The sequence below is a fragment of the Scytonema sp. NUACC21 genome, assembly GCF_054684315.1.
In genome coordinates, this window is record NZ_BAAFZH010000037.1 from 21256 (window position 1) to 34881 (window position 13626).

The 13626-nt window shown below is 40.2% G+C and carries 11 protein-coding genes and 3 pseudogenes; 8 read left to right on the forward strand and 6 right to left on the reverse strand.

What is annotated here, in order from left to right:
- Positions 1 to 154 precede the first annotated feature (154 nt).
- The 3 genes from ACYRY3_RS03765 to ACYRY3_RS03775 all read left to right on the forward strand — a co-directional run bounded on the left by ACYRY3_RS03765 (position 155) and on the right by ACYRY3_RS03775 (position 2647).
- A complete protein-coding gene (locus ACYRY3_RS03765; RefSeq protein ID WP_460200418.1) occupies positions 155 to 1495 on the forward strand; it encodes a general stress protein in 1341 nt (446 codons plus the stop codon).
- Positions 1496 to 1622: 127 nt separating this feature from the next.
- Positions 1623 to 2093 (forward strand): BON domain-containing protein, encoded by a 471-nt coding sequence (locus ACYRY3_RS03770; protein ID WP_460200419.1) that lies wholly within the window; start codon positions 1623 to 1625, stop codon positions 2091 to 2093.
- 101 nt (positions 2094 to 2194) lie between these two features.
- Positions 2195 to 2647, forward strand: a complete 453-nt coding sequence (locus ACYRY3_RS03775) for a CAAD domain-containing protein (RefSeq protein ID WP_460200420.1) — start codon at positions 2195 to 2197, stop codon at positions 2645 to 2647.
- A 153-nt stretch (positions 2648 to 2800) separates the two neighbouring features.
- Here the strand turns inward: ACYRY3_RS03775 and ACYRY3_RS03780 are convergent.
- Positions 2801 to 2983 (reverse strand): annotated as a pseudogene (locus ACYRY3_RS03780) (DUF4912 domain-containing protein); the annotation flags it as partial.
- A 13-nt stretch (positions 2984 to 2996) separates the two neighbouring features.
- Between ACYRY3_RS03780 and ACYRY3_RS03785 the strand changes: the two are divergent.
- Positions 2997 to 3554 (forward strand): LysR family substrate-binding domain-containing protein, encoded by a 558-nt coding sequence (locus tag ACYRY3_RS03785; RefSeq protein ID WP_460200421.1) that lies wholly within the window; start codon positions 2997 to 2999, stop codon positions 3552 to 3554.
- 65 nt (positions 3555 to 3619) lie between these two features.
- On the opposite strand, the gene ACYRY3_RS03790 is transcribed toward ACYRY3_RS03785, so the two are convergent.
- The 5 genes and pseudogenes from ACYRY3_RS03790 to ACYRY3_RS03810 all read right to left on the reverse strand — a co-directional run bounded on the left by ACYRY3_RS03790 (position 3620) and on the right by ACYRY3_RS03810 (position 10813).
- Entirely contained in the window at positions 3620 to 4084 is a 465-nt protein-coding gene (locus ACYRY3_RS03790; RefSeq protein ID WP_460200422.1) for a GNAT family N-acetyltransferase, read from the reverse strand.
- A gap of 181 nt (positions 4085 to 4265) precedes the next feature.
- Positions 4266 to 4784: a hypothetical protein gene (locus tag ACYRY3_RS03795; RefSeq protein ID WP_460200423.1), complete on the reverse strand. Its 519-nt coding sequence runs from the start codon at positions 4782 to 4784 to the stop codon at positions 4266 to 4268.
- Between the two features lie 485 nt (positions 4785 to 5269).
- Positions 5270 to 6247: a hypothetical protein gene (locus ACYRY3_RS03800; protein WP_460200424.1), complete on the reverse strand. Its 978-nt coding sequence runs from the start codon at positions 6245 to 6247 to the stop codon at positions 5270 to 5272.
- A 235-nt stretch (positions 6248 to 6482) separates the two neighbouring features.
- A pseudogene (locus tag ACYRY3_RS03805) lies at positions 6483 to 10070 on the reverse strand (ATP-binding protein); the annotation flags it as partial.
- Entirely contained in the window at positions 10058 to 10813 is a 756-nt protein-coding gene (locus ACYRY3_RS03810; protein ID WP_460200425.1) for an RNA-guided endonuclease InsQ/TnpB family protein, read from the reverse strand. The pseudogene ACYRY3_RS03805 and the gene ACYRY3_RS03810, both read right to left, overlap by 13 nt.
- A 72-nt stretch (positions 10814 to 10885) precedes the next feature.
- On the opposite strand from ACYRY3_RS03810, the pseudogene tnpA reads away from it, so the two are divergent.
- The 4 genes and pseudogenes from tnpA to ACYRY3_RS03830 form a co-directional block, all read left to right on the forward strand.
- Positions 10886 to 11292 (forward strand): annotated as a pseudogene (gene tnpA, locus ACYRY3_RS03815) (IS200/IS605 family transposase).
- A gap of 224 nt (positions 11293 to 11516) precedes the next feature.
- Complete coding sequence (rsmG, locus tag ACYRY3_RS03820; RefSeq protein ID WP_460200430.1) at positions 11517 to 12347, forward strand: 16S rRNA (guanine(527)-N(7))-methyltransferase RsmG; 831 nt, start codon at positions 11517 to 11519, stop codon at positions 12345 to 12347.
- Positions 12348 to 12457: 110 nt separating this feature from the next.
- On the forward strand, positions 12458 to 13135 hold the full coding sequence (locus tag ACYRY3_RS03825) for a potassium channel family protein (protein WP_460200426.1): 678 nt from the start codon (positions 12458 to 12460) through the stop codon (positions 13133 to 13135).
- Positions 13136 to 13139: 4 nt separating this feature from the next.
- Positions 13140 to 13626: DUF3124 domain-containing protein (locus tag ACYRY3_RS03830; RefSeq protein WP_460200427.1), on the forward strand; the 487-nt coding region annotated here is incomplete at its 3' end.

Genomic DNA, 13626 nt, shown 5'->3' on the forward strand with positions numbered 1-13626 from the left:
TTTCGTAAATAATCTCATAAATCTAATACTCTTGGTAGATGGAAAAGTTATTCCAAGGGATTGATGTAAAGTCAATAAAAATCTGGGGAAATAGAATTAATGGATCGATAAATTTGTAAATAAATAATGTTGTTTTTTATTGAGGTAAGAGGGCATGGTTGTAGGTGTACATAGAAGAGCTGTAGGAATATTTTCACGCCGTCACGATGTGGAAAATGCCTTACAAGAATTAAGAAGTACTGGTTTTCCAATGGACAGAGTGTCTGTCATTAAGCGTGATGCAGATCGTAAAGACGATATTGCAGGTGCTGAAGTTCGGGAAAACGTTGGTAACAAAGCAGATGAAGGTGCTACCGCAGGAGCGCTTTCTGGAGGAGTTTTAGGCGGCTTGACTGGATTGCTAGTTGGTCTTGGTACCTTAGCCATTCCAGGAATTGGTCCCATTATGCTTGCCGGAGCAACAGCAACTGCGCTGGCAACAACTATTGCTGGTGCAGGAATTGGTGCAGCAACAGGCGGTTTGCTTGGTGCGTTGATTGGTTTGGGAATTCCTGAAGAGCGAGCCAGAGTTTACAACGAGCGCATAGAGCGAGGAGATTACCTAGTCATCATAGATGGTACGGATGTTGAAATTGCCAGAGCGCAAGAAATTCTACAACGTCGGGGAGTAGAAGAATTTGCTGTCTACGATCGACCCGAAAACAAACGTGGTGCAACCAGCAATGTTGCTGCTGCAACTCCACCGGTTGTGGTTCCAAATGTTGGCTCTACCCATTCTGCCACAAACACTGCGCCTGCACGTAGAAACAGAAGGGCAATTGGTGTATTCCCCCATCGTCGAGATGCAGAGGCTGCACTTACAGATCTGCGAAATGATGGTTTTCCCATGAGCCAGGTTTCACTCATTGCCAAAGACAGCAATGGTCATAACAGCGTTGCAGGGGTAACCAGTCAGAACTTGGGTACGGGAAATAAAGCTGACGAGGGTGCAAAAGCAGGGGCTGTGACAGGCGGAGCTTTAGGCGGTTTAGGTGGCTTGTTGGTTGGTCTTGGTGCTTTAGCCATTCCTGGAGTAGGACCAGTGATTGCAGGTGGTGCGGCTGCAACGGCTTTAGCCACAACTGCGGCTGGTGGTGCTATCGGTGCGGCAGCTGGAGGTTTGACAGGCGGGCTCGTTGGTTTGGGAATTCCAGAAAACCGCGCAAAAGTCTATAGCGATCGCTTGAATAGGGGCGACTACTTAGTGATTGTTGATGGCACAGAAGATGAAGTTCGCCGTGCGGAAGGGATTTTGAAGCGTCATGGAATTCAAGAATTCGATACCTTTGACGCTGCTGATACACATGGTGTGCATCGCCGAGATTCTGACAGATCTGACAGAGGTATTCATCACGAAGCACCAGTTGTCAACACCACTCCCACCGAACACGCAGTAGGTTATGACGAAAACGATCCTGCTGTTATTATCGTTGACCATCGGAATGAAAGAGTTTAGTGGTTAATTGTTAGCAGTTAGTAGTTAGTAGTTGCTTGTTGAAAATAACCACTAACTACTAACCAATAACCAGTAACCAATAACCACGAACTACTCACTAATAATTACTAACAAGGGATTGATAAAAATGAAAAAGCTAACTCCTTTCTTATTTGGTTGCCTTTTAGTTTTTGGTACTGCAGCTTGTGCACAAGATGTTTCTAAAAGCAGTTCTGAGGCACCTAACAGCACTAACGAAGCAGTCCAAGCACCAGAACCACAGGCGACAGAAGCTGCTTTAAACGATGCTCAAAGCCAAGTTCGCAGAGACCAACTTAACGCTGACATTCGTGCTCGCGAACAGCGAAATAATCAATTAAATGATGGTGCTACTCAAAACAGAAGCGAAGACGATTTAGAAAGTGAAGTCCGCTCTAAGTTAGAGGCTAACATTCCCAACGGTCATTTAACTATTGAAGCTGAGGATAATGGAACAGTAACAGTTTCCGGCACTGTTACCAATCAAGAGCAACTTAACAAGATTGAGCCTTTGGCAAAAGAAATCAAAGGTGTTACAACTGTAGTTAATAAAGCAACAGTGGCTCAGCCACAAAGCTAAAGCAGCGAGGAAAAGTTAAAAGTCAAAGTTCAAAAGGAATAGTTACATAGCCTTTTGAACTTTGACTTTGTTGAATTGTGATTATCACACGAGGGAAAACTATGGAAGCCCAAGCACAGCAATACCAACCTTATAATGAGGTCTCTGATAGTACCGCATCTAGCCCCGTAGCAGCAATAGAAGGTGTAAAGGCAAATCAACCATTATTACCCCCTGCCACTGCATCTAATCAAAAATGGCAGCAAATTGGGGAACAAGTTTCTGATTTTTTAGCGCAGTTACCAAATAACTTAGGTAGATTTTTCACTCAATATCAGCAGTTAATTGTCACCCTTGTTTTAATTGCTTCTGCGCTTGTTACGCTCAAGGTACTTTTTGCAATACTTGATGCTATAAATGACATTCCGTTAGTATACCCATTTTTTGAATTGGTTGGGCTTGGTTACACAACTTGGTTTGTGTTCCGCTATCTCATCAAGGCTTCAACCCGGCAAGAATTAGCAGCACAACTCCAGTCCATAACAAAGGAAACTACAGGTTCTCAAGACTCATAGTTTTTGAAATAAGCAGAAGTTAAATGCTGTAGGTCAAGTAGAAAGAAAAATTTTCTACTTGACCATTTTATTAATAGTAAAAACTCCGCCACAACATAGGCTGTAGCGGAGAACTAGCTTTCTAAAGGATTTTAATCAATCAAAAATTCACAATCAGGAGAGCCATTCTAAAACAGCTTCTTCCTTAGTATTGGTATTGCGAGATGGTGTTTCACGAGTAAACTTCATGTGAATCGAGCGTGTTTGCTCGCCATCAGCAGCAACAGCCATAATTGGATAGTCAATCAAACCATCCTGGAAGGACATCTGGAAGCGGACAGTACCGTCTGGATTCAGCTACATATTACCCTTGATTTTGCAACAATTTCGCGAGCAATTTCAGGAAGTAGAACTCGTCTTACGGGAGTTAACGACAAGTCAACAGGAGCAAGCACTTAGAGATTCCCTGATTCATGTAGGTTTTGGTCATCCACCTTTGGAAGATGAGGCATTATCTTATCAGTGTATTCACAGGCAAACTTTAGTTGTGGCTTTACCGTCAACTCATTCCTTGGCTCAAACAGAACACATCTCAGTGCAATCTCTTCAGGGTGAACCTTTGATTGTATTTCCCCGCTATCTCGCACCAGGACTTTACGATCGCATCATGAGTCTTTTTCAACAGGCAAATTTCCCACCTCACATCACTCAAGAGGCGATTCAAATGCAAACAATTATTGGACTAGTTTCGGCTGGAATGGGTGTAGCGATTACACCGTCTTCTCTACAGAACCTTCAAAGGTCCGGGGTCGTTTATCGTCACCTACTAGAACAAGCACCTGTCATAGAAACTGCTATTATCTGGCAGCAAAACATATTAACACCTCTTGTAGAGAATTTTTTACAATTCACTCAAAGGTTTATCTAACGCTACAAAATTATATTTAAACTGGTGTTTATCGGGTACGGAGAATGGGCTTCTTACCGATTAAGCTAAAGCTTTTTTGTCATAAACACGCTATTCGGGTCGTCAATGTATTCAGCAAAGGGACCTCGGTACTCGAAGCCATATCGTGTGTACAAAGCTCTTGCCGGGGCAAACTCAGGCAAAGCCCCTGTTTCCAAATTCAGGCAATCGTAACCACGCCGTTTGGCTTCTTGAATAATGTGTTCGAGAATCTTTGAAGCGACACCCCTATTGCGGTAAGCTTTGGCAGTACGCATTGATTTGACTTCACCACTTCTTGAGTCTAGTTCTTTGAGTGCCCCGCATCCGAGCAATTCCGATCCCTCCCAAGCCGACCAGAAAGTAATATTGGGCGATCGCAATGCCTCTAAATCAAGAGCATGAACGCTTTGAGGCGGTGTAACCTCATACATATTTTCGAGATGTTCCCGGAGAAACTCAGCAATTTTTTGACCTGTCAGATCGTCTTCGCGAATTTCCAATCGACTCATCTCCTTAATTTGCTAGGGTATTCTACTCTATGAAGGTTTACAGGAACCTGCGTTTGGGTCGAAGGTTGTTAGTCTATCCTGATATCTACCAGGTAAACTAAATCTGTCCAAATCTACACAAAGTGCAACAACGGTAAAGCTGTTGGTTCAATCAACTTCATCTTGCCATAAATTGTCACCTTTATAAAGGTTTTTTGTTTGGATGAAATATGATAAATTCATCACCTACATAATCTTTTTTGACTGATAAACCCCAAAAATATATTCTCTTCAACTTATATACTTTCCCAATACCTACCAAGACATAATATCGTCGGTCGTGAGAAACTGCATAACCTATCTTGCCATCATCTCGAGCGGTAGGAATAAATTTAAAATTATGCGATTTTAAGTCTACTTGGGATGTTAATTGCTGAGAGAAATTTGGTGCTAACTCTATTTCTAATATTTTTTCCAATTCATCATAAGTAGGATATAGTCCTGTATGCCAACCCGCATATTCTTGAATCAACGCATCAATCAAACGCAAATCATGTGGAACTCTTGTAGATTGACTTGCACAGGCACAGGCTTTAGATATGGATTTGAATTCTGATGCACTTAGACCGAGCCAAAAAATCGTAGCTAAAAGACCAGTTGTGAGTAAAGCATACTTGATTGACAGAATTTGATGAAATATAAACCTTTTTTTAAAAGCCATTTTTATTGACCGTAAGATGTTACTTTTAAATTGGCATCTCAAGAATCTGAATCACCTCAGCAGAAATAAGGAATGTTTGTAACAATAAGTCAGAATCTTGCACCTTTACCAAACGGTTGTCTCCGCTTATACATTGCTGCAGTCTGAAGCTCGAGGAAAACTCGCGATAAGGCAGTATAACCCTTAGGTTTGCAGTAAGCCGGGTCAGGGTTGGGCAATCAACCGACATCTTGCACCTTCGATTGAAAGGGCTGGTGGGCTTTAGCCCTACCCTACGAAACAATAAGCTTTTTGGGCTTTGATTTTTGCAATAAGACGATGGTGCAAGAGATGAGTAACACTACCACTTTCACAAAGTTTGTATGAAGTGTATGATGAGTTTGAGGAACATATCTTTAATTGAGATTGAGTGGCGGCAAAAAAGCCATATTGTTGGTATGCAAAGAACAAATTGGAGGGAAGTGTAAGAGCGATCGCATTACCCATCAGGCATTTTTGTTAATTGAAATAGTCTCTTTCTGGAAGGATTTACCAATATTTATAGTTCGCGTGTATGTAAAATTATCTATCCAACCAGAGGAAATATCAACAGAAAACTCTGCTGTATCTTCAATGGTCACATTGTGAGGTAGGCTTTCCTTCGGGACCTGGTTTCCCAAACGCACACTCAAGTCTTTCAACGTTCTCTCCAATATGCGTTTTGCTGGTTCAGGTAAAATCGTCTGTTTCCAAATCACAACAGCCCTATTTAATTTTTTATCGAGGGTTTTCAGAGTGAGTTGCCCGCGACTGGGATACGGTTCGCCACCTAACGGGTTTGGTAGCTTGTCCTCGTATTCAATAGGCTCGGATAATTCATATGTCTTGCCTAGGGGCACAAAAAACAGTTTAAGATTACCTGTAGAAGTCTTTTCAAATTGTTCTTTAGTAGCGAAGGTCGATATCATCTGAGCACGTGTTTTAACAACCGTCGCTTCATCTATTCCTATATTTTGCAGCTGTTTTATAATTTTATCAACTGAAGCAGTACCTGCCTCCTTAATTTGCTCCCAATTTTGCACCCCCTCGACCGCACCAAACGAATCAACTTTAAGTATAATTGGTGTCTGTAATTGATTGAGATTGTCAATCATCTGCTGGAACAAGTTTTCTTTCGCTTGCTTTGAGTCATCAATTGTTACATCTCCATATAGGAATTTTAATACGTAACTTTTATCATTAGCTTCTATCACCTCAATTTCTAGATTGTTTCGAGCAGTTATGTTTAGCATAACCTTGCCCTCTTGCGATCTCAATCGCGTCTTAACCATTTGGTAGTAAATCTTTTCGTTAGTTTTCCATTGAGGTGATAAAGTCACTGAACTTTCAACTCCATTTGCCAATTCAGATGTATGAACAAAGGAAATAAAACAGAAAATAATGACTCCTATGACTGCAGTCTTCCATTGTCTTGCAAACATCATTTATTCCCTCAACGCTGAAAGGCACTATGATGAATGAAACTTTTTTGAAGCTTCATTCATTGCTTTACTTATATTTCAAACTGAGAGTGAAAATTTTATGAAAAGTGCCGACAATCGGCAAAAATCTTTACAATGATGAGGGTGACTCTAGATTGTGCTTCTTGTCAGCCGAAAGAAGCATTGAAGTAGGATAACCGCTCGCCCCCTCTCAAACCGTCAACTCTCCAACAGTACATCACTCATGTGTTGCATGGGGTCTGCTTATTTCCGCTACCATTTGCCCTAAAGAAGACATTTTTTCACTTTGTATTAATTGCGTTTGAGTGTTTTGCAACTCTTCTAAAGCTTTCTTGAGATGCTGATTTTTCTCATTGAGTTCCCGTGTTCTCTCAGACACTTTTTCTTCTAAGGTGCGGTTGTATTCTTCCAGTCGCTCCTTAGCTAGTGCTAAATTTTGGTAGAGTATGGCATTTTCTATAGAGATTGCTGCTTGCGTGGTGATAAGTTTGAGAAGTTCCACGCGATCGCGTGTAAACGCTTCTGCTGTTAAATTATTTTCTAGATAAAGAATACCGAGTAATTTACCTTGGTTGATAATCGGGATACACAAGAGACTTTTGGGCTGCTCGCGAACTATATAGCTATCAGCACTTAGAACTGGTTTTTCTTTGAAATCGTCAATGACTAAGATTTCCTGTGTTCGTTTGACATAGTTAATAACGGTCACGGGAACGTCACTGCTGGATTCCAAACAAATTGAGGGAAATTCTGTGTAGTTACCCCCAGTTGTTGAATTTGAACTGACTGCAGAAACCGTGAGATGTACGTCAGTTGCTACGCGATCGCTTTCAGTTAAAATAAGAGTACACTTAGAAGCACCTGCATTCTCCATAACCACTTCCATTAAAGTAGACAGCAATTGCTCGAGTTCAATTTCTCCCGACAGAGCAATAGAAGCTTTTACAACAGATGCTAAATCTAATGAATCGGAAATACTGGTATTTGAACCAAGAACAGTTTGATTGGAACTACTGGTGGATAAAGATGTGCTACTCTCAATAGAGCCATTCGTTCTGAGTTCGGTATTGAGTTTTCCCTGTTGAAGAATTGGAGCAAGCAATTGAGGATAACGCTTTTCCAAATCATCGACTTTCGCTGTTGCTCCCCAACGAATATAGCCATAATAAGCATCTATTAAGTAAATTTTTGCAATTTTTAGTTTGCCCCACTCCAGATAAAACTTACCAGCCAGTTCGTTGGCAAGAGCCGCTTCATGTACATACTCATTGTCTTGAGCAAGGGTAATTGCTTGCTCGTAACTATTGACGGCTTCAATATATTGACCCAGAATCCTATAGCGCTCTGCTTCTACCAAATAAAATTTATGCAAATAATTCATAGGGGCATAATTTGCCCATTTCTGAATTTTTTCTTGATTAATAGCGACCTTTTCCAGAATTTTTACTTGTTCTAATTGATTAGTATTAGGATACACTGCCAGACGTGCCAGGGAATCGTAGAAATGAAATTCGGCCAGAACTAAATGTCCGACTGCCACGTCTATATACTTCTCCACATTGACGGCATTTTCTACTGCCTTATTGTAATCAGCCAGTAAATAACAAAGTTGAAGCTTACACAAATACAAATGTACAAGCCCGAGACTGTCATTAGCTTGCTGATGATACGCTATCATCTCTCTTTCATTATAATGCTCACCTACTAACTCAAAATGTTTTGCCTGCTTGTTGAATAAATTTAAGACAGTTTGCAGGTATATATTATTCCAGCCTAACACCATTCTTTGATTTGTTTGCTTAATGGCATGGCTGTAATTTTCTATCTGCTGCTTGAGCAGTGAAAGTTCACTACCCATGAAATACGCATAGTAGGAGTAACAATAAAGAGCATAAGCTGCAAATTCTAAATTGCCTGTTTCCAAACTAGTAGAATAAGCTTCTAAAAGAGGCGGCAATGTTTCTCGAATATGCTCTTTCCAGTGTCTGATAGTTGCATTAAATCCTATAACAACCTGCGGTATAATGTTTTTAACATGAAATCTAGACGACAGTTCTAAAGATAGTTTGCCTAATCGGTAGCCAAACTCTATGTCTCCCACAACTCCACAAAGTATGATTCCGTAAAGAGTATAGACATGGGCAGACAAAGGAGAAGTGCCATAGCTAAGTGATAAATTAATTTGTTTAAACACAAACAAAGAAAACAACTCAGGTACTGTTTGATAGGCAAAAGTAGTTACACCAGATAGAATACGGATAGCTGCTAGTGAATGAGGTTCAGTCATTTCTGGGTAATCGATTAAGTCCTCAATACGTCTGCCTACCAAATTTGATGTTAGTGCTGCCATTTCTAGCTGAACATCCCTTTGGTTGGGAGTATCTGGAAACTCAATACCCAAAAGTTTTAAGAACTCCAGTGCAACACGGATTGCTTGTCGCGGTTTATTCTGTGCTCCATTAGCCTGAATCTTAATCTCATAAACTTTCACTTTATCTAATAGTGTTTTTGCTTGTACCAACACCACTTCTATCAATTGCTCTGCTAGTTCAAAGTTGCCACTTAGGTAAGCTGCTTCTGCGGTTGTTTCATGCAAAGCAAGAGTAAAATCATAATTGGTTTTCCAGGTATCGCTTGCGAGTAATTGAAGACTCGTAGTTAAATACTTAACTGCAGCCGTGTAAGCTGTCGATGCTAGAGCTTTGCGACCGGCAATCAAATTCATTTGTGCAAGTTCATCGCGATCGCCCTTAGCGCAAACCGTACCCGGCTTATCGCTTTGATTGACAAGCAGTTCTGCTGCTATATTAAACTGATTGACTAAAATGAAAATATTTTTTTTTCTTTCGTTGATAGGAATACTGCTGAGCAGCAATTTCCCAATTTTCAAGTGAATTGACTGTTTGCAATCGTCGGGAATCAGAGAATAGGCAGCTTGACGTACCCTATTGTGTAAAAATTTATACTTACGTAACCCCTCATGAGGAATTGGTAAGAGTTCGCTTTCATCAACTAATAACCGATCTCCTGCTTCAGGTAAAACAAGACCATCAAGTAACGATTGCCATAAATCTGCTGCTGTATCGACCTCAGATTTTTCATATATAATGGCAAGAGTTTTTAAATCAAAGTCATTACCTATACATGCAGCCAGTTTTAAGACTTCTTGAGTTTGGCTTGGCAACTTATCTAGTTGAAGCGCCATAAATTCTACAATGTCATCTGTAAGAGCTATTGCTTTAACTTCGTCAATATCGTACTGCCATGTACGATGAAAAAAATTAAACTTTAAGATAGATTCATTATGTAAATATTTAAGAAATTGATGGATAAAAAATGGATTGCCTTTTGTTTTAGTAATGACAATTCTTGTGAGAAAATCAGCTGTAAAATCCTGGCAATTAAGCGTATCAGAAATTAAATTAACTAAACTATCAAAACTTAATTCTTTTAAATAAATTTGATGTATTAAAATCCCTGTTTTTTTTATTTCATTTAGAGTAAAATATAGGGGATGCATTTGAGAAACTTCATTATCTCGATATGCACCTATAAGTAAAAAACCTCCCTCAGCAATAGTTGACTTTTCTGGATTCTCTGAGTATTTAGGTTGCTCTTCCAAAGAGTTATTTTGACTGCTCAATAACTGAATAAATTTTAAAGAAGTTGTATCTGCCCATTGTAAGTCATCTAGAAAGATAACCAAAGGATGTTCTTTTGTAGCGAAGACCTTGATGAACCTCTGAAATAATAAATTAAAACGATTTTGGGCAGCAACTCTAGAGAGTTCAGTCAATGGGTGCTGAACTTAGGATTGTCAATTTGATAACCATCTGACAAGTGGACAAGTTTAGTAATGCCTAAATCGCAACCAATGACTCGCTTAACTTCTGTTAAAGGTCTTGAAATGTAATCAAGTACAGATTTGTCTTCTATTCGGACAGAAATATACCAACCATCTTGACGCTTACGGACAGTTACAGCTTTGATAGTAAAACCATCGGGTATTAAGCGAGAGTTGTGGAATCTCATCCAACCTATTTTAGGTAGGTAGACTTTATTCCCTTGTACTTTTATTCCTACTGTATAGGTAAAAGACGTGAAGTTACTACGGTTTTTGAATTGTGGAAACCCTCTACCCTCAAAGAAGTTTTTGTAAGCTACATCAAGACGTTTAACGTTTTGTTGCAACACAGTAGAGTCAATATCAGCATACCAAGGTCTAGCTTGTTTAAGTATTGGTAGACTGGTTATCTGAATATCTCCGGCGCTTCTTCTAGGATTTTTAAGATTTCCCTCTTTATCTAGCTTTCCATCTTTCCAAGGGAACCCTGTAGCTCCATTCTTGCTAACAAAACACGTTATAGGACAAGCCTCGGATTTAGTTCTAATATCGCAGTAATCACCTTGAATGAATTGCTGATTATATTGAGTAATTCTATCATTCAAACACCAGTTGTAATGACTTCTAAGCAGATCAACCCAGTTGTCCATTTTTTCAGACTGAGAGACATTAGGTCGTAGCTTGTAAACGTAGTTTGTTAGCAAGTAGTATCACCTCCTGTTTGATTTCGTGCTATAGTTGGTCTGTTCATTTAATTGTATATAGGTCTGCCAGTCTTGACAACTAGTTTACGTAGGGAAAGACATTCTGTTTCCGACCTAAAAATTCATTTGGTCTGCGTGACGAAATACCGTAGGTCTGTGTTCACCTTTGAAAGTCTTGCGTTGATTGGAGAATCATTCCGCGATGTAGCAAAAAAGATGGATTTTCAAGTACTTGAATTCAATGGTGAAGCTGACCACATTCATGTTTTAATCGAATACCCTCCAAAGCTCTCAATCTCTCAAATAGTAAATTCACTCAAAGGCGTATCTAGTCGGATGTACGGAAAAGCTGGATTCAAAAAGCCCTATGGCAAGGATGCTCAATGGAAGTCCCAGTCCTGTTTGTTTCTTCTGTGGGTGGAGCACCAATTGAAGTTCTTAAAAAATACATCCAGAACCAAGAAAAGCCGCTCCTTTAGGACGGGGTTTTAAACCCATTTCCTTGATAAAATATTAAGCAGTTGTCAGAAGTAATGCAAGATGCTATTGTTAAGTATTCTTAGTATTTTTCCTAAAATTTGTACCTCAAGATACTGCTTTAGATAGTTATTGGCATAGCAAAAGTTTACCGACAAACCTTTGAATTGTGAATCACTTGAACTTGCCTTCTTTGCCTGACACGGTAAATATTTGGCAGCAAACCATGAGTTGGACTCCCACTGTCCAACAGCAAGAGCACTTTCAGCAGCTTTACGAATTCATTTTAGATGGGAACCGCTATCTCAATTTAACTCGCATCACTGACCCTCAAGAGTTCTGGGAGAAGCATCTTTGGGATTCTTTACGGGGAATAGCTTTTCTTTTGAACGCAGTTTCTCAGACAAGGGGACAAGGGGACGAGGAAGAGGGGGACAGGGAAGACAAGGAGGATGAGGAAGGGTCTTTTCCTTCAGGTTCTGATTCCTCAAAGCCAGTTGCTTTAAATCTAGAAACCACCGCAGTGCAGCCGCTTCTCCCTACTCCTGATTTCCCCACTTTTATTGATATCGGCACAGGTGCTGGTTTTCCGGGTATCCCAGTAGCAATGACTGTCCCTAACAGCACTGTCACTCTGGTGGATTCGACTCGGAAAAAAATTGCTTTTTTGGATAAAGTTCGAGATGCACTTCACCTAAAAAATATTAAAACTGTGACTGCTCGAGCTGAAGACATCGGTTGGCAACGCGAACACCGCAAAATGTATGATGTTGCTCTTATCCGTGCTGTTGGAACAGCCTCAGTTTGCGCTGAGTATACTTTACCATTGCTCAAACAAGGTGGGTTAGCTGTGATTTACCGAGGTACGTGGACAGAAGAGGAAACAAAATCTTTGGAAAATGCTGTTAAACAACTTGGTGGCACAATTGAAACAATTGAGGAATTTACAACTCCGTTGACTCATAGTATCCGTCACTGCCTTTACTTGCGAAAAGTCGCAGCTACACCGAATCAATTTCCTCGTGCTGTGGGTGTCCCTACACAAAAACCTCTTTAAACAGTTTTTTCAATTGTATAAAAATTCTAAATCAGGCAATCGAACCAAGTATAAACTTGGCTGACTCTTATATAAGTAAAGTATACAGTCGAAGAGTATTGGGAGCAGCCATGTACGTGCTAATTGGTGGAGCAGGCTTAGTGGGACTTTCTTTGGCTCAAAAATTGGTAGAACTCGGTCATACTGTTGCCGTTATTGATATTGACCCTATTGCTTGTCGCTATGCCCGCGAACAAGTAGGAGTGATGACTTTTGAAGGAAGTGCTGTCAGTACAGAGGTGTTGTTAGAAGCAGGAATTCGTAAAGCTGATGCTCTGGCTGCTGTTCTGAGAAATGATGCTCTGAACTTAGCGATGGTAACTCTCGCCAGACACTACGGTGTTTCCCATATTCTGTCTCGGATGCGCCATTCTGATTTTGCCGAACCACTGCGTTTGGCAGGAGCTACCCATGTTATTGGTACTGTTGAACTAGCAGTTTCAACAATGGTGAATGCTATTGAGTTTCCTCAAGTGGAATCAATGATGCATTTTGAGCAAGGGCAAATTGAGGTTTTAAAACTTGCCATTCCAAACAATTGCTATGTTGTTGGTCGTAGCGTTGCCGAAATTGCTCAAGATTCTCGATTTCCTACTGGCTCTCTCATTATTGGCTATCAACCTCACCCTCACGAAGATTTAATGATTCCTAATGGTAGTACCGTACTAGAACCGGGTTCGACTATACTGATTGTGACCAAACCGGGGTCTCTACATCAAGTCATTGATTTTATCGAAGGCTGTAAATAATTTAATGAAGCTTTATCAATCTTTTCATTTAGCAATTACATTTATTGTTCTTGTGTCTTGTCAATCAACTCAGATAACACCAAAGTCACAACCAAATAATACGCCGACAACCTCATCTTATAAGGTGGTGACTCTAGATAAAAATTTTCAGATAGCAATGGGTCAAACGATCTATGTTCCTATATATTCCCATATTTATCATCACAATCAGCAGGAGGTTTTCAATTTAGCCGCCACGCTCAGTATTCGCAATACAGATTTGGTAAATCCAATGATCGTTACTTCTGTACGCTACTATGACTCAGAGGGAAAATTAGTTAAGCAGTATTTAGAGCGCCCTATTCAACTTGATGCGCTAGCTTCAACGGATTTTTTTATTAATAGAAATGATACTACAGGTGGTTTAGGTGCAAACTTTATTGTAGAGTGGGTAGCCCAAACAGAAATATCTTCACCGATCGTAGAGGCAGTTATGATTGGTACTGACTTTC